Here is a 16,859-nt window from a genome sequence, read left to right on the forward strand (position 1 = left end):
CTCGGCCGGGGCCATTTTCCGGTGGAACAGTTATGACCGAAAATTTACGGACGTGTGGAAGGACGGTCGTGCACATCGTCATCATGGGCTGCGGGCGAGTGGGAGCCGCTCTCGCGCAGACCCTGGAACAGCAGGGGCACACGGTCGCAGTGATCGACCAGGACCCCACGGCCTTCCGCCGTCTCGGCGCCGGGTTCGGCGGCCGCCGGGTCACCGGCGTCGGTTTCGACCAGGACACCCTCCGTGAAGCGGGTGTCGAGGAGGCCGGTGCGTTCGCCGCGGTGAGCAGCGGGGACAACTCGAACATCATCGCGGCGAGGGTCGCCCGCGAGATGTTCGGGATCGAGAACGTCGCCGCCCGCATCTACGACCCCCGCCGTGCCGAGGTCTACCAGCGCCTGGGCATCCCGACCGTGGCGACGGTCCGCTGGACCGCCGACCAGATGCTGCGGCGGCTGCTGCCGTCCGGCTCCGAACCCCTGTGGCGCGACCCGAGCGGGGGTGTGCAGCTCGCGGAGGTGCACACGTCGGCTGCCTGGATCGGCCGCAGGATCAGCCAGCTCCAGGAGGAGACGGGCGTGCGCGTCGCGTTTCTCACACGTCTGGGGGAGGCGACGCTGCCCACCTCCCGGACCGTGCTCCAGGAGGGTGATCTGGTGCACGTCATGATGCACACGGACGAGGTCGAAAAGGTCGAGGCGGCCTTCGCCCGAGGTCCCGAGGAGGGCGGTCACTGATGCGTGTGGCTATTGCCGGGGCCGGCGCGGTGGGGCGTTCCATCGCGGGCGAGCTGCTGGAGAACGGGCACGAGGTCCTGCTGGTCGACAAGGCACCCACCGCCATCTCGGTGGAGCGGGTGCCGCTGGCCGAGTGGCTGCTCGCGGACGCCTGCGAGATCACCTCGCTGGACGAGGCGGCGCTGCAGCGGTGCAACGTGGTGATCGCCGCGACCGGTGACGACAAGGTCAACCTGGTGGTCTCGCTGCTCGCGAAGACGGAGTACGGGGTACCGCGGGTCGTGGCCCGGGTGAACAACCCGAAGAACGAGTGGCTGTTCAACGAGTCCTGGGGCGTCGATGTCGCGGTCTCCACACCGCGGCTGATGTCGGCGCTGGTCGAGGAGGCCGTGAGCGTCGGCGATCTCGTACGGCTGCTGCGCTTCAGCCACGGCGACGCCAACCTCGTCGAGCTGACGCTGCCGCCCGAGTCGGCGGTGGCCGGTACCCAGGTCAGTGATGTGGCGTGGCCCGAGGACACCTCGCTGGTCACCATCATCCGCGGCACGCGCGTCCTGACGCCGAGCCCGGAGGAGACCCTGGAGGCGGGCGACGAGCTGCTGTTCGTGGCCGCGCAGGCGCGCGAGGAGCAGTTGGAGGACCTGCTGTCGGTACGCCGCGAGGGCGCGGCCGGGTAACTGCTCCGGCCGGGCACACCGTACGAGCTGCCCGCACACGCAGAACGCCGTACCGGGATCGATCCGGTACGGCGTTCTGCGTGTGCGGGTGACTCCGTGGCTCTGTATGGCTCTGTGGCTCTGTATGACCCTGTGGCTCTGGGCTGACGCCGTTTACGCCTCGCCGCGCTGTGCCTCGGCTGCGGCCGCCCTCCGGGCCTTCTCGGCCTTCTCGGCCTTCTCCTCGGCTTCCATCTCCGCGAACACGTCGATGGGCGGCGGCGCCTTCGCCAGGAAGACCCAGGTGAGGTAGACCGCGAGCAGGAACGGCGGGATCTTCAGCGCGATCAGCACCCAGCCGAACTGCGTGGTGTCGGCCCACCAGTACAGCGGGAAGAGGATCGCGCACTTGGCGAGGAGGATCAGTCCCCAGGCCCAACTCGACTTCGCGTACGCCGACTTGCGGCCGGGGTTGCGGTTGCGCCAGGAGAGGTTCTCCTTGAAGACCGGCCCGAGGATCACGCCGATCAGCGGGAAGCCGACCGCCGCCGTGATGAGGTAGGCGAGAGCCAGCCCCAGCGTGTAGAGCATGCCCGGCAGATAGAAGTCCTTGGCATTGCCGGTCATCATCGCGAAGACCACACCGAACGCGACGCCGAAGACACCGCTGAAGGCGTGCTTGACGGTGTCCCTGCGGACCAGTCGCACCACGACGAGCACCAGGGAGACCGCGGCGGCGGCGATCGCGGAGGTCTTCAGGTCCTTGTTGATCGTGAAGATCGTCACGAACAGCAGGCCCGGGAGCACGGTCTCGACCATGCCCCGCACTCCGCCGAAGGCTTCGAAGAGAGCTGCCTCCGTGACGGCTCTGTCAGCGGTGTCCTGGTCGGTTGTGGTCGGCTTGTCGGGAGACGTCACCGGCTACTCCTGTCCGAGCGGTCGCAGTTCGTATTTGGGGTTGAACAGCACCCGCCGGCCGTGGCTCATGGAGATCCGGCCGGAGGCGATCAGCTTGCGGCCGGGCTCTATGCCGACGATCGAGCGCCGTCCCAGCCAGACCACGTCCAGCGGGGCCGTGCCGTCGAACAGCTCGGCCTCCAGGGCGGGCACACCGGCCCGGGGACGCAGGGTGACCGTGCGCAAGGTACCAGTCACCTTGACGATCTGGCGGTCGGTGCACTCGGAGATCCGGGTGCACCCCGTGGCCTGCGAGTCCTCCTGCAGCTCCGCGGAGTGCAGATCCTCCTGCGAGGTCGACAGCCGGTCGATCATCCGGCGGAAGCGGCCGGTCGGCTTAGCGCTCATACGTGAAGGGTACCGGGGCCCCGGTACCCCGGTGCCCCCTGCCGCCCTCCCGGTCTCAGTGCTCGGAACCGCCTCAGCGCTCGGACTGTCCCGGTGCTCGGAACCGCCTCAGCGCCGAGCTGTCTCAGTGCTCGAAGCGGTACCCCATGCCGGGCTCGGTGACGAAGTGCCTGGGGTGTGAGGGGTCGGCCTCCAGTTTGCGGCGCAGCTGGGCCATGTAGACGCGCAGATAGTTGGTCTCCGTGCCGTACGAGGGGCCCCAGACCTCCTGGAGCAGCTGCTTCTGGCTGACCAGCCGGCCAGTGTTCCGTACGAGCACCTCCAGGAGGTGCCACTCGGTCGGCGTCAGGCGGACGTCGCGGCCCGCGCGCTGCACCTTCTTGGCTGCCAGGTCGACCGTGAACTCCGCGGTCTCCACCAGCGAGACGTCCTCACCCCCGGCGCCGGAATCCGGTCCGACGGGCTCGGCCCTGCGGACCGCGGCTCGCAGCCGGGCCAGCAGCTCGTCCATGCCGAAGGGCTTGGTGACGTAGTCGTCGGCGCCCGCGTCCAGCGCCTCGACCTTCTCGTCCGATGTGTGGCGGGCGGAGAGCACCAGGACGGGCACCCGGGTCCAGCCGCGCAGGCCCTTGATGACCTCCACACCGTCCATGTCGGGCAGTCCGAGGTCCAGGAGGACCACGTCGGGGTGGCGGGCGGCGGCGAGCCGGAGTGCGGTGGCCCCGTCCGGGGCGGCGTCCACCTCGTACTTGCGCGCCTTCAGGTTGATCACAAGGGCGCGCACAATCTGCGGATCGTCCTCGACCACGAGCACCCGGGTCATAGCTGGATCTGCCTTTCTGCCGATGGGGTGGCCGCGGTGGAGCCGGCCGGCGGTGCGGAGCCCGCGCCTGCCGGTCCCGCGGCCGCTCTCAGGGTGAGGACCATGGTCATGCCGCCGCCGGGGGTGTCCTCGGCGCCGAGCGTGCCGCCCATGGCCTCGGCGAAGCCGCGGGCGACCGCGAGTCCGAGTCCGACGCCCACGCCGCGCGGGGCGTCGCCGAGGCGCTGGAAGGGTTCGAAGATGCGTTCCTTGGCCTCGTCGGGGACGCCTGGCCCCCGGTCGGCGACGCGCAGCTCCACGCGGTCGCCCAGCGCGCTGGCGGCCACGGTGACGGGCACGTCGCCCGGGTTGTACTTGACGGCGTTCTCGACGACGTTGGCGACGGCCCGCTCCAGCAGGCCCGGGTCGACGGCCACCATGGGCAGCGACTCCGGGATGTCCAGCTCGGCGCTGCCCTCGGGGACCCCGCCCAGCGCCATCGGGACGACCTCGTCGAGGTCGATCTCGCGGATCAGCGGGGTGACGGTGCCGGTCTGGAGCCGCGAGACGTCCAGGAGGTTGCCCACGAGATGGTCGAGGCGGTCCGCGCCGTCCTCGATGCCCGCGAGCAGCTCCGCCTCGTCCTCGTCCGACCAGGAGACGTCGTCGGAGCGCAGCGAGCTGACGGCTGCCTTGATGGCGGCGAGCGGGGTCCGCAGATCGTGGCTGACGGCCGCGAGCAGCGCCGTACGGATGCGGTTGCCCTCGGCCAGCCTGCGGGCCTCCTCGGCCTCGCCGACGAGGCGGCTGCGGTCCAGTACGACAGCGGCCTGGGCGGCGAAGGCGCCGAGCACCCTGCGGTCCTCGGCGGGCAGCACCCGGCCGGTGAGCGCCATCGCCATATGGTCGCCGATCGGCATGTCCACGTCCGCGTCCTCGGGGCGGGCCAGCGGCCGGGGACCGACGCTGCCCACGCAGACCCAGGGATCGACGTCGCTCTTCCGTTCGAGGAGTGCCACGGACTCCATGGCGAACGTCTCTCTCACCCGTTCGAGCAGAGCGTCCAGCGAGGTCTCGCCGCGCAGGACGCTGCCGGCCAGGAAGGAGAGGATCTCGGACTCGGCGCGCAGCCTGGCCGCCTGGTGGGTGCGGCGGGCCGCCTGGTCCACCACGGACGCCACCGCCACGGCCACCGACACGAAGATCACGATGGCGACGATGTTCTTGGAGTTCGAGATCGTCAGCAGATGCAGCGGTGGCGCGAAGTAGTAGTTCAGCAGCAGCGAGCCGAAGGCCGCCGACGCGAGCGCCGGCAGCAGCCCGCCGAGCAGCGCCGCGGCCACCGTCAGCGACAGGAAGAGCAGCATGTCGTTGGCGAGGCCGAGCTGGGCGTCGACATTGGTCAGCAGCACGGTGAGGAGGGCCGGTCCGACGACCCCGGCCAGCCAGCCCCAGATGATCCGTACGTGCCCCAGGCGCGCCCCGCGTGCGACCGGCAGCCCGCGCCCCTTGGCGACCTCCTCGTGGGTGACGATGTGGACGTCCAGGTCGGGCCCGGAGTCCCGGGCGACGGTCTGTCCGACGCCGGGGCCGAAGATGTACTGCCAGGTCTTGCGGCGGCTGGAGCCGAGCACGATCTGGGTGGCGTTGACCCCGCGGGCGAATTCCAGCAGTGCGGAGGGGATGTCCTCCCCTATGACGTGGTGGAACGTGCCCCCCAGGTCCTCGACCAGGGTCCGCTGGAACGCCAGCTCCTTGGGCGATGCGGAGGTCAGGCCGTCGCTCCGGGCGATGTAGACGGCGAGGATCTCGCTGCCGGAGCCCTTAGCGGCCATCCTGGCCGCGCGGCGGATGAGCGTACGGCCCTCGGGGCCGCCGGTGAGTCCCACCACGATGCGCTCGCGGGCCTGCCAGGTGGAGCGGATGTTGTGCTCGCCGCGGTACTGCTGAAGGTACTCGTCCACCCGGTCGGCCACCCAGAGCAGCGCGAGTTCGCGCAGGGCGGTGAGGTTGCCGGGGCGGAAGTAGTTGGAGAGGGCCGCGTCGACCTTGTCGGGCTTGTAGATGTTGCCGTGCGCCATCCGGCGGCGCAGCGACTGGGGCGACATGTCGACCAGTTCGAGCTGGTCGGCCCGGCGGACCACCTCGTCGGGGACGGTCTCGCGCTGGGCGACGCCCGTTATCGACTCGACGACGTCGCCGAGCGACTCCAGATGCTGGATGTTGACGGCCGAGACGACGTCGATACCGGCCTTGAGCAGCTCCTCCACGTCCTGCCAGCGCTTGGCGTTGCGCGAGCCCGGGACATTGGTGTGGGCCAGCTCGTCGACCAGGGCGACGGCCGGCGCGCGTTCCAGGACCGCGTCCACGTCCATTTCGGTGAAGACGCCGCCGCGGTAGCCGATCTCACGGCGCTGGACCTGCTCCAGGCCATGCAGCATCACCTCCGTGCGCGGCCGGTCGTGGTGCTCGACGAAGGCGACGACGCAGTCGGTTCCCCGCTCCACCCTGCGGTGGGCCTCGGACAGCATCGCGTACGTCTTCCCGACGCCCGGCGCCGCGCCGAGGAATATTCGAAGCTTGCCTCGTGCCATGGCCCCATTGTCTTTCCAGCAGCGTCTTCCGGAGAGCAGGCCTCCCGGAGAACGTCGCCTCCCGGAGAACAGCTGAGTACTCTCCGTCGACCTTACGGCCAGGGATTCCGGCATAACGGACGGGGGGCCGCCCGCGCGGGTGTCTTGACGCGATCCTGATAACGGCGGCGGGACCCGTTCCGCCCTGGTCGGACAGGGCCGAACGGGTCCCGTGGCACGGGTGGACGCTGAGCGTCACAGCGCTCTGCGCGTCGCGTCCTGAGCTCGCACGGCCGCCGGCCGCCGGCCTTCGGTCCGCCCGTGGACGGCATCCCTCAGGCAGCCGCCACGCGCCCGTGCTCTCCCCCACCGTGAATCGGGTTGTCCGAGCCCGTCAGCGGGGCGCCCGTCCCTCCCCGCCGGGCCGCCACGATCTCCGCCGCTATCGACAGGGCGGTCTCCTCGGGTGTGCGGGCGCCCAGGTCGAGGCCGATCGGTGATCTCAGCCGGGCCAGCTCCCCCTCGGTCAGACCGACGTCACGCAGCCGCCGTTCACGGTCCAGATGGGTGCGTCGCGACCCCATCGCGCCGACGAACGCGACCGGCATCCGGAGCGCCTCCTTCAGCAGAGGTACGTCGAACTTGGCGTCGTGCGTGAGCACGCACAGGACCGTGCGCCCGTCGGTCTGGGCCCGCCGCAGATAGCGGTGCGGCCAGTCGACCACGATGTCGTCGGCCCCGGGGAAACGGTCCCGCGTGGCGAAGACGGGCCGGGCGTCGCACACGGTCACGTGGTAGCCGAGGAACTTGCCCGCGCGCACGAGCGCCGCGGCGAAGTCGACCGCACCGAAGACGATCATGCGGGGCGGCGGCACGTTCGCTTCGACGAGCAGGGTGAGACCGCCGGGGCACTGCGATCCGTCCTCCGAGAGGCCGACCGCGCCGGTACGCCCGGAGTCCAGCATGGCCCGGGCCTCGGCCGCCGCTGTCCGGTCCAGTTCCGCCTCGCCGCCGAGTGTCCCTTCGTACGGGCCGTCGGGGCGTACGGCGAGGGCCCTGCCGAGGAGTCCTGCCGGGCCCCTGACGACCCGGGCGACCGCCACCGGCTCCCCGCCGGCGGCGCCGGCCAGCGCCGACCGGAACACCGTCCGCCACGGCGCGTCGGCTGCGACCGGCGTGACCATGACGTCCACGGTCCCGCCGCAGGTGAGGCCGACCGCGAAGGCGTCCTCGTCGCTGTAGCCGAACCGTTCGACGACCGTCTCCCCGTCCGCCAGCGCCTGTCGGCACAGCTCGTACACCTCCGCCTCCACACAGCCTCCGGAGACCGAGCCGATGACCTGCCCCTGGCCGTCGACGGCCAGGGCCGCGCCGGGGCCTCGCGGGGCGCTGCCACCGACGGCGACGACGGTGGCGACGGCGAAGTCCCGGCCCTGCTCGGCCCAGCGGTGCAGCTCATCGGCTATGTCAAGCACGCGTATCCCCCGTACCGGCCAGGATGACGCGGTCGGGCCTGATGGGCAGGGCCCGGTGGCGTACGCCCGTCGCGTGCCAGACGGCGTTGGCGATGGCCGCCGCGGCGCCCACGATGCCGATCTCGCCGATGCCCTTGATGCCGACCGGGTCGTCGGGGTCGTCGGTGGCCGGGTCCTCGATCCAGTCCGCCTCGATATGGGGCACATCGGCATGCGTGGCGACGTGGTACCCCGCGAGGTCGGCGCCGTAGTGGCCGCCGGAGGCGCGGTCCCGGACCGCCTCCTCGTGCAGGGCCATGGAGATGCCCCAGGTCATTCCGCCGAGGAACTGGTTACGGGCGGTGAGCGGGTTGACGATCCGGCCCGCCGAGAAGATGCCGAGCATCCGCCGTACGCGTACCTCCCCGGTGGCGACATCCACGGCGACCTCGGCGAACTGCGCCCCGAAGGAGTGCCGTTCCTTCTTCTCGAGGGCGCTGACGGCCTCTGTGGTGTCGGACCGCACCGTGATGCCCTCCGGCGGGATGTCGGTGCCCGGGACGAGCCTCTCGCGCAGTTCGCCGACCGCGGCCGTGATCGCCCACGCCCAGGACCTGGTGCCCATCGACCCGCCGGCGATCATCGCAGGACCGAAGTCGCTGTCGCCGATCTCCACCCGGACACGGTCCGGGGCGGCCTCCAGCGCGTCGGCCGCCACCAGGGTGAGCGCGGTCCGCGCACCCGTTCCGATGTCCGCGGCCGAGATCCGTACGGTGAAGGTTCCGTCCGCCTCCGCCGTCACGGCGGCCGTGGACGGTGCGGCCCCCGCCGGGAACGAAGCCGCCGCCGTGCCGGTGCCGAGCAGCCAGCGCCCGTCGGTACGGACGCCGGGGCGGGGGTCCCGGTCCGCCCAGCCGAACCTGCGCGCGCCTTCCCGGAAGCAGCCGTGCAGGTTACGGCCGCTGAAGGGCAGGCCGGACACGGGGCCCAGCTCGGGCTCGTTGCGGGCGCGCAGCTCGATCGGGTCGATTCCGCACTTCTCGGCGAGTTCGTCGAGCGCCGACTCCAGCGCGAAGGACCCGGGCGCCTCGCCCGGTGCGCGCATGAAGGTGGGCGTCGGTACGTCGAGACGTACCACCAGATTGGCCGTGTGGTGGGTGTCGGCGTCGTACATGACCCGTGGGACCCCGGCGCTCGGCTCCACGAACTCGTGCACGGTGGAGGTGAGGCTCAGGGAGCGGTGTTCCAGTGCGCGCAGCCGCCCGTCGGGGTCCGCGCCCAGCCTGATCCGCTGCGCCGTGGGGCTGCGGTAGCCGGCGAGCGAGAACATCTGACGGCGGGTCAGCACGACGCGCACCGGGCGCTGGAGGACGGTCGCGGCCATTACCGCGGCCACCTGGTGGGCGCGCGCGCCCTTGCTCCCGAACCCGCCGCCGACGTGTTCGGACCGTACGCGGACCGAGGCGGGGTCGAGCGAGAACATTCTCGTGAGCTCGTCCGCGACCCAGGTGGTGCCCTGGTTGGAGTCGACGACTTCGAGCCGGCCGCCCTCCCAGAGAGCCGTGGCCGCGTGCGGCTCCATCATGCTGTGGTGCTCTTCGGGGGTGGTGTACTCCTCGTCCACGACGACGGCGGACGCCGCGAGCCCGGCCTCCAGGTCCCCCTTCGCGGTCACGCCCGGCATATGGCCGTCCACGGGGTACGCCTCCGGACGGTCGGCCGAGAACGCGATGTCGTGGGGTTCCGCTTCGTACTGCACGACCAGCGCCTCGGCGGCCTCCCTGGCCTGTTCGGACGTCTCGGCGACGACCAGCGCCACCGGCCATCCCATGAACGGCACCCGGTCCTGCTGGAAGAGCGCGCTGGTCGGGTCCGGCGGCCCCATGCGGCCGATGTAGTCGGAGTCGACACGTGGCGCGTTCCCGTGGTGGAGGACGTCGAGAACACCCGGCATCGCGAGGACCTCGTCGGTCTCCACCGAGCGGATCCGGCCACGGGCGACGGTGGACAGCACCAGCCAGCCGTGGGCCAGTTCGGCGAAGGGGATCTCGCCCGCGTAGCGGGCGGCACCGGTGACCTTGTCGCGGCCCTCCACCCGGATGTGGGCGGTTCCGACCGCGCTCTTCAGCCTGTTGGTCGTGGTGGTGGTCATCGGGCGGCCTCCTCGGCAAGTTCGGTCAGCACCGCCACGACGAGGTTGCGCATCAGCGCCACCTTGTATCCGTTGTGCGGCAGCGGCTCGGCGGCCGCCAGTTCGGCGTCCGCGGCGGCGGCGAACGTCTCGGCGTCAGCAGGCGCCCCGGTCAGCACCGCTTCGGCCGTCCGGGCCCGCCACGGCCGGGACGCGACCGCTCCGAAGGCCAGGCGTACGTCGTGGACCACTCCGTCCCGGACATCGAGCGCGGCGGCGATCGAGCCGATCGCGAAGGCGTACGAGGCGCGCTCGCGCACCTTCCGGTAGCGGGAGAGGGCGGCGACCGGGACGGGCGGCAGGGTGACGCCGGTGATCAGCGCCCCCGGCGGCAGAGCGGTCTCCAGGTGCGGTGTGTCGCCGACGGGCGCGTAGAACTCCGTGAGCGGCAACTCGCCGGGGCCGTCGGCCGTTTCGTACGACACGACCGCGTCGAAGGCGGTCAGCGCCACACCCATGTCGGATGGATGGACCGCCACGCAGTGGCCGGAGGCACCCAGGATGGCGTGATTGTGGTGCTCGCCCTCGATGGCGGGACAGCCGCTGCCGGGGACGCGCTTGTTGCACGGCTTGGACACGTCCGTGAAGTAGCCGCAGCGGGTGCGCTGGAGCAGGTTCCCGCCGACGGTGGCCATGTTGCGCAGCTGCCCGGAGGCGCCGGCCAGCACCGCCTGCGTCAACGCCGGGTAGTTCCGGCGGACTTCGGGGTGTGCGGCGAGGTCGCTGTTGGTGACGGTCGCGCCGATGCGCAGACCGCCGCCGTCGGCCGCCTCGATACGGTCCAGGGGCAGTTCGCGTACATCGACGAGGCGGGTGGGGCGCTCGACCCCTGCCTTCATCAGGTCGACGAGGTTGGTGCCGCCACCGAGACAGCGGGCGCCGGAATCGGCGCCGAGCAGCGCTACGGCGCCGGAGACGTCGAAGACACGCTCATACTCGAACTCCTTCATGCCGCCGCTCCATCTGCCGCCGAGGCCGCAGCCTCTGTGTCTTCTGTGGATTCCGTGGCCGGCTCATGGGCCGCCGCCGCGCGGGCGACCGCCTGCACGATCGACACATAGGCGCCGCAGCGGCACAGGTTGCCGCTCATCCGCTCCCTGATCTCCTCGGCGGTCAGCGGGGGCGGCCCCGCCTCGGGCCGCACATCGCCGGTGACTGCGCTCGGCCAGCCCGCCGCGTGCTCCTCGATCACCGCGACCGCCGAACAGATCTGCCCCGGCGTGCAGTAGCCGCACTGGTATCCGTCCAGGTCGAGGAACGCCTGCTGGACCGGGTGCAGTTCACCGCCTTCGGCGACACCTTCGATGGTGGTGATCTCACGCCCTTCGGCCGCCACGGCCAGCTGCAGACAGGCCACGGCACGGCGCCCGTCGAGCAGGACGGTGCAGGCGCCGCACTGCCCCTGGTCGCAGCCCTTCTTGGTGCCGGTCAGATCGAGCCGCTCGCGCAGGGCGTCGAGCAGGGTGGTGCGGTGGTCGACGGGCAGTGTGTGCTTCTCGCCGTTGACCTTCAAGGTGATGGTGGCGCTGTACGCCGTCGGGGTGGCTGGGGCAGGGGCCATGATCAGCCTTCTTTCGCGTATGCCGGAGTCCGCCGGGAGGACGGGCCGGCAGTCGGTCGAACATGGAGACGTAAGAGGGACCCCGGGCCGGCGGCCGTGGAGGCCGCCGGGCGGGCTCGGGAGAACCGCAGGCAGGGGAGGAACAGGGCGGGCACCGGCGGCGGCCGGCCGGCCGTATCGCCGACGGCCGCATCGCCGCTATGGTGAATAGAAGCGGACAGCTGTCCATTTGCAGGGAGAGTAGTGGACAGGTGTCCGGTTAGCAAGGGTCAAGATCGGCCACGCACCGCCGGGAGGACGAGTGGAACAGAAGAAGGACGTCCCCCTGCGGTCGGACGCCCAGCGCAACCGCGAGCGCATCCTCGAAGTGGCCGTGGTCGAGCTGACACAGTGCCCGGACGCCTCACTGAGCGCGATCGCCAAGAAGGCGTGCGTCGGGCAGGGCACGTTCTACCGCAACTTCCCCAACCGCGGGGCGCTCGTCCTGGAGATCTACCGCTACGAGATGCAGCAGGTCGCCGACATGGCGACCCAGTTGCTCGCAACGCGGGAACCGGACCGGGCGATGCGCGAGTGGATGGACCACCTCACCAGGTTCGCCATGACCAAGGCCGGCCTGGCGGACGCGATACGCCTGGCCACCGGCGGGCCCGGGGGGCCGCCGAAACCGGGACACACCCCGGTGACCGACGCGGCCGGCCTCCTGCTCCGCGCCGGCGAGGAGGCCGGCACCATCCGCCCGGGGGTGACCCCCGACGACTTCCTGCTCGCCATCGCCGGCCTCTGGCAGATCGACCCGCACTCGGACTGGCAGCCGCGCGCCACCCGGCTGATGGACCTGGTGATGGACGGGCTGCGGGCGGGCGCACCGGGGTAGTGCCCGCCGGGCGGCATCCCGGCGGGCACACGGTCAGGACGTGCGGGCGCCCGGGAACCGTACGCGATCGGTTCCCGGGCGGAGTCCGCCGCCGGACAGTCGGCCGCTGATCAGCCTTCGGTCAGCTGCCTCAGCGCCACGTTGAGTTCCAGGACGTTGACCCGGGGCTCCCCCACGAAGCCGAGCGTGCGGCCGGTGGTGTGGTCGGCGACCAGCCGGTCGACCCGCGCCACCGTGAGATGGTTGCGCGCGGCGATCCGGTGCACCTGGAGCTTCGCGTACTGCGGGGAGATGTCCGGGTCGAGACCGGAGCCGGATGAGGTGACGGCGTCGGCCGGCACGTCGGAAGGCCGCACCCGGTACCCGGCGGTCGAATTGTCCTTGATGACGGCGGACTTGGCGTCCTTGACCCACTTGATCAGTTCGGCGTTGTCCCCGGACCGGTTGGTCGCGCCGGACACCAGCAGCTTGTACTGGGTGTTGACGCTGTTGGTGCCGAGGCCGTTGGAGGGGCGCGGCTGGAACCACCTGAGGTCGGGCGCCGGGGTCTGCTGCCCCTTCTCCAGCGGCAGCGTGTAGCTCTGCCCGATGAGGGAGGAACCGACGACCCTGCCCCCGGACTTGATCTCCGAGCCGTTGGCCTGATGGCCCATGAACGCCTGGGCGACGCCGGTGACGGCGAGCGGGTAGATCACCCCGCAGACGACGGTGAGGACGAGGAGGGCGCGCAGACCGGCCCAGAGCAGACGGCCCGTTCCGCTCACGGAGTTGTTCATGATGGTCACCCGATACCAGGTATGAGGGAGATGAGCAGATCGATGATCTTGATGCCGATGAACGGTGCGACCAGGCCGCCGAGCCCGTAGATCCCGAGGTTGCGGCGGAGCATCCGGTCGGCGCCGGTCGGCTTGTACCGCACGCCCTTCAGCGCCAGGGGCACCAGCGCGACGATGACCAGCGCGTTGAAGACGACGGCCGAGAGGATCGCGGTCTCGGGCGACGAGAGACGCATGATGTTCAGCTTGTCGAGGCTCGGGTACGCCACCGCAAACATCGCGGGGATGATCGCGAAGTACTTGGCGACGTCGTTGGCGATCGAGAAGGTCGTCAGCGCGCCCCGGGTGATGAGCAGTTGCTTGCCGATCTCGACGATCTCGATCAGCTTGGTCGGGTTGGAGTCCAGGTCCACCATGTTCCCGGCCTCCTTGGCGGCCGAGGTCCCGGTGTTCATGGCCACCCCGACGTCCGCCTGGGCCAGCGCCGGGGCGTCGTTCGTCCCGTCACCGGTCATCGCGACGAGCTTGCCGCCGGCCTGCTCGCGCTTGATCAGCGCCATCTTGTCCTCGGGGGTGGCCTCGGCGAGGAAGTCGTCGACACCGGCCTCCTGGGCGATGGCCCTGGCCGTCAGCGGGTTGTCGCCCGTGATCATGACGGTCTTGATGCCCATCCGGCGCAGCTCGTCGAACCGCTCCCGCATCCCTTCCTTGACGACGTCCTTGAGGTGGACGACACCCAGCACCCGGGCGCCCTCGCCGTCCTCGACGGCGACGAGCAGCGGGGTGCCGCCCGCCTCCGAGATCGCGTCGGTGAGCGTCTGCGCGTCCTCGGAGACCTGGCCGCCGTTCTCCCTGACCCAGGCCACCACGGAGCCGCTCGCGCCCTTGCGGATCCGACGGCCGCCGGTGTCCACGCCCGACATCCGGGTCTGGGCGGTGAAGGAGATCCAGTCGGCGCCGGTCAGCTCACCGCGGCTGCGCTCGCGCAGCCCGTACTTCTCCTTGGCGAGTACGACGACCGAGCGGCCCTCGGGCGTCTCGTCGGCCAGCGAGGAGAGCTGCGCCGCGTCGGCGAGTACGGCCTCGGTGACGCCCCTGACCGGGACGAACGCGGCGGCCTGCCGGTTGCCGAGGGTGATGGTGCCGGTCTTGTCGAGCAGCAGGGTCGACACGTCGCCCGCGGCCTCGACCGCACGTCCGGACATGGCCAGCACATTGCGCTGGACGAGCCGGTCCATGCCCGCGATGCCGATCGCGGAGAGCAGCGCTCCGATGGTGGTCGGGATCAGGCAGACGAGCAGTGCGGTGAGCACGATCATCGACTGCTTCGCACCGGCGTACGTCGCGAACGGCTGGAGGGTCACGACCGCCAGCAGGAAGACGATGGTGAGTGAGGCGAGCAGGATGTTCAGCGCGATCTCGTTGGGCGTCTTCTGCCGGGCGGCGCCCTCCACCAGCTTGATCATCCGGTCGATGAAGGTATCGCCGGGCTTCGTCATGATCTTGACGACGATCCGGTCGGACAGCACCTTCGTACCGCCGGTGACGGCCGAGCGGTCACCGCCCGACTCCCTGATGACGGGGGCCGATTCACCGGTGATCGCGGACTCGTCGACCGAGGCCACCCCTTCGACGACGTCGCCGTCCCCGGGGATGGTGTCACCGGCCTCGCAGACCACCAGGTCGCCGATGCGCAGCGCGGTACCGGGCACCTGCTCCTCGACGGCGCCGTCGAGGCGCCGGGCGACGGTGTCGCTCTTGGCCTTGCGAAGCGTGTCGGCCTGGGCCTTGCCGCGGCCCTCGGCGACCGCCTCCGCCAGATTGGCGAAGACCGTGGTCAGCCAGAGCCAGCCGGTGATGGCCCAGCCGAACCAGTCGCCGGGGTCCTTCAGGGCGAACCCCGTGGTGACGACGGAGCCGACCTCGACCACGAACATCACGGGCGACTTGACCATGATCCGCGGGTCGAGTTTGCGCAGCGCGTCGGGGAAGGACCTGAGCAGCTGCCGGGGGTCGAAAAGGCCGCCGCCAACGCGGCCCTCGGCCTTCTGTGACGGGTCCTGATGGGGGACGCGGGCCGGGGTGAGGGTACTCATGACGCCAGCCCTTCAGCGAGCGGGCCCAGCGCGAGCGCCGGGAAGTAGGTCAGACCAGCGATGATCAGGATCGTGCCGACGAGGAGCCCGGCGAAGAGCGGCTTGTCGGTACGGAGGGTCCCGGAGGTCTCGGGTATCTGGCGCTGCTCGGCGAGCGAGCCCGCCAGCGCCAGGACGAACACCATGGGCACGAAGCGGCCGAGCAGCATCGCCAGCCCGATGGTGGTGTTGAACCACTGGGTGTCGGCGCCGAGTCCGGCGAAGGCCGAGCCGTTGTTGTTGGCGCCGGACGTGTAGGCGTAGAGGATCTCCGAGAAGCCGTGCGCCCCGGAGTTGGTCATCGAGTGGCCGGGGGTCGGGAGGGCCATCGCGGCCGCGGTGAAGCAGAGCACCAGCGCCGGGGTGACGAGGATGTAGCAGGCCGCGAACTTGATCTCGCGGACGCCGATCTTCTTGCCCAGGTACTCGGGCGTGCGGCCGACCATCAGTCCTGCGATGAACACCGCGATGACCGCCATGATCAGCATCCCGTAGAGGCCGGAGCCGACGCCGCCCGGCGCGATCTCGCCGAGCTGCATACCGAGCATCGTGATGCCGCCGCCGAAGCCGGTGAACGACGAGTGGAAGGAGTTGACAGCGCCGGTCGAGGTGAGCGTGGTCGCCACCGAGAAGATCGACGAGCCGCCGATCCCGAAGCGGGTCTCCTTGCCCTCCATGGCGCCGCCCGCGATGTCGAAGGCGGGGCCGCCGTGGTGGAACTCGGTCCACATCATCAGGGCGGTGAAGGCGATCCAGATGGTCACCATCGTCGCCAGGATCGCGTACCCCTGCTTGAGGGAGCCCGCCATGCGGCCGAAGGTGCGTGTCATCGCGAAGGGAATGACCAGGATCAGGAAGACCTCAAGGAGGTTGGAGAGGCCGTTGGGGTTCTCGAAGGGGTGCGCGGAGTTGGCGTTGAAGTAGCCGCCTCCGTTGGTGCCCAGCTCCTTGATGGCCTCCTGGGAGGCGACGGCGCCGCCGTTCCACTGCTGCGATCCGCCGCCGAACTGGCCGACCTCGTGGATCCCCGCGAAGTTCTGGATGGCGCCGCACGCCACCAGGACCAGCGCGCCGACGACGGCGACGGGGATCAGGATGCGGACGGTGCCGCGGACCAGGTCGGCCCAGAAGTTGCCCAGTTCACCGCCGCCGGACGCGGTGGTACGGGAGCGGGCGAAGCCCCGTACGAGGGCGATCGCGACGGCCATGCCGACGGCGGCCGAGACGAAGTTCTGCACCGCGAGGCCGCCGGTCTGCACGACGTGGCCCATGGCCTGCTCGCCGGAGTACGACTGCCAGTTGGTGTTGGCGACGAAGGAGGCCGCGGTGTTGAACGCCTGGTCCGGGTCGATCGACCGGAATCCCAGCGAGCCGGGCAGACCGCCCTGCACCCGCTGGAGCAGATAGAGGAAGAGGATGCTCACCAGGGAGAAGGCGAGGACCCCGCGGAGGTACGCCGGCCAGCGCATCGCGGAGTCGGGGTTGGCGCCGATGGCCTTGTAGATCCACTTCTCGACCCGCAGATGCCGGTCGGAGGAGTAGACACGGGCCATGAAGTCGCCGAGCGGTCGGTAGACCAGACCAAGCGCCACGATGAGCGCGAGCATCTGGAGCACACCGGCGAGGACGGGGCTCATCAGGACTCAGAACCTCTCCGGGTGGACGAGGGCGAGAACGAGGTAGCCCAGCAGGGCGACGGCCACCACGAGGCCGATCACCGCTTCCACAGCAGAACCGGTCACAGCTTCGACACCCCCTTGGCGATGAGCGCCACCAGCGCGAAGACCGCGAC

Annotated in this window: 15 protein-coding genes; 3 read left to right on the forward strand and 12 right to left on the reverse strand. The window is 70.7% G+C overall.

What is annotated here, in order from left to right:
- The first annotated feature begins 68 nt into the window (after positions 1–68).
- Positions 69–737 (forward strand): TrkA family potassium uptake protein, encoded by a 669-nt coding sequence (locus tag OG210_RS03980; protein WP_328332385.1) that lies wholly within the window; start codon positions 69–71, stop codon positions 735–737.
- A complete protein-coding gene (locus OG210_RS03985) occupies positions 737–1,414 on the forward strand; it encodes a TrkA family potassium uptake protein (protein WP_328332383.1) in 678 nt (225 codons plus the stop codon). Before OG210_RS03980 ends, OG210_RS03985 begins: the two co-directional genes overlap by 1 nt.
- A 153-nt stretch (positions 1,415–1,567) precedes the next feature.
- Here the strand turns inward: OG210_RS03985 and OG210_RS03990 are convergent, their stop codons facing one another.
- From OG210_RS03990 to OG210_RS04025, 8 genes are all read right to left on the reverse strand, one after another.
- Entirely contained in the window at positions 1,568–2,311 is a 744-nt protein-coding gene (locus tag OG210_RS03990) for a DUF3159 domain-containing protein (RefSeq protein WP_328332381.1), read from the reverse strand.
- 3 nt (positions 2,312–2,314) lie between these two features.
- Positions 2,315–2,665, reverse strand: coding sequence for an OB-fold nucleic acid binding domain-containing protein (locus OG210_RS03995; RefSeq protein WP_327299539.1), 351 nt, complete (start codon positions 2,663–2,665; stop codon positions 2,315–2,317).
- A 157-nt stretch (positions 2,666–2,822) separates the two neighbouring features.
- A complete protein-coding gene (locus tag OG210_RS04000) occupies positions 2,823–3,521 on the reverse strand; it encodes a response regulator (RefSeq protein WP_328332377.1) in 699 nt (232 codons plus the stop codon).
- The gene (locus OG210_RS04005) at positions 3,518–6,094 is read right to left on the reverse strand and encodes an ATP-binding protein (protein WP_371535005.1); all 2,577 of its coding nucleotides are present in this window, start codon (positions 6,092–6,094) and stop codon (positions 3,518–3,520) included. Before OG210_RS04005 ends, OG210_RS04000 begins: the two co-directional genes overlap by 4 nt.
- A 314-nt stretch (positions 6,095–6,408) precedes the next feature.
- The gene (locus OG210_RS04010; RefSeq protein WP_371535006.1) at positions 6,409–7,548 is read right to left on the reverse strand and encodes an XdhC family protein; all 1,140 of its coding nucleotides are present in this window, start codon (positions 7,546–7,548) and stop codon (positions 6,409–6,411) included.
- Entirely contained in the window at positions 7,541–9,679 is a 2,139-nt protein-coding gene (locus OG210_RS04015) for a xanthine dehydrogenase family protein molybdopterin-binding subunit (RefSeq protein ID WP_371535007.1), read from the reverse strand. Before OG210_RS04015 ends, OG210_RS04010 begins: the two co-directional genes overlap by 8 nt.
- Positions 9,676–10,668, reverse strand: a complete 993-nt coding sequence (locus OG210_RS04020; protein ID WP_328332368.1) for a xanthine dehydrogenase family protein subunit M — start codon at positions 10,666–10,668, stop codon at positions 9,676–9,678. The genes OG210_RS04015 and OG210_RS04020 overlap by 4 nt, the downstream gene beginning before the upstream one ends.
- Positions 10,665–11,279 (reverse strand): 2Fe-2S iron-sulfur cluster-binding protein, encoded by a 615-nt coding sequence (locus OG210_RS04025; protein ID WP_328332366.1) that lies wholly within the window; start codon positions 11,277–11,279, stop codon positions 10,665–10,667. The genes OG210_RS04020 and OG210_RS04025 overlap by 4 nt, the downstream gene beginning before the upstream one ends.
- Before the next feature lie 301 nt (positions 11,280–11,580).
- On the opposite strand from OG210_RS04025, the gene OG210_RS04030 reads away from it, so the two are divergent.
- Entirely contained in the window at positions 11,581–12,156 is a 576-nt protein-coding gene (locus OG210_RS04030; protein ID WP_371535008.1) for a TetR/AcrR family transcriptional regulator, read from the forward strand.
- Positions 12,157–12,266: 110 nt separating this feature from the next.
- Here OG210_RS04030 and OG210_RS04035 read toward each other — a convergent pair whose 3' ends face one another.
- From OG210_RS04035 to kdpF, 4 genes are read right to left on the reverse strand one after another with little or no spacing between them, the layout of a single operon-like run.
- The gene (locus OG210_RS04035; protein WP_328332362.1) at positions 12,267–12,932 is read right to left on the reverse strand and encodes a potassium-transporting ATPase subunit C; all 666 of its coding nucleotides are present in this window, start codon (positions 12,930–12,932) and stop codon (positions 12,267–12,269) included.
- Between the two features lie 5 nt (positions 12,933–12,937).
- Complete coding sequence (gene kdpB, locus OG210_RS04040) at positions 12,938–15,028, reverse strand: potassium-transporting ATPase subunit KdpB (protein WP_328332360.1); 2,091 nt, start codon at positions 15,026–15,028, stop codon at positions 12,938–12,940.
- A complete protein-coding gene (gene kdpA / locus OG210_RS04045; RefSeq protein ID WP_328332358.1) occupies positions 15,025–16,704 on the reverse strand; it encodes a potassium-transporting ATPase subunit KdpA in 1,680 nt (559 codons plus the stop codon). The genes kdpB and kdpA overlap by 4 nt, the downstream gene beginning before the upstream one ends.
- Positions 16,705–16,710: 6 nt before the next feature.
- Positions 16,711–16,794, reverse strand: a complete 84-nt coding sequence (gene kdpF, locus OG210_RS04050; RefSeq protein ID WP_164260163.1) for a K(+)-transporting ATPase subunit F — start codon at positions 16,792–16,794, stop codon at positions 16,711–16,713.
- Positions 16,795–16,859 lie beyond the last annotated feature (65 nt).

The sequence above is a fragment of the Streptomyces sp. NBC_00466 genome (assembly GCF_041433995.1).
Lineage (GTDB): Bacteria > Actinomycetota > Actinomycetes > Streptomycetales > Streptomycetaceae > Streptomyces.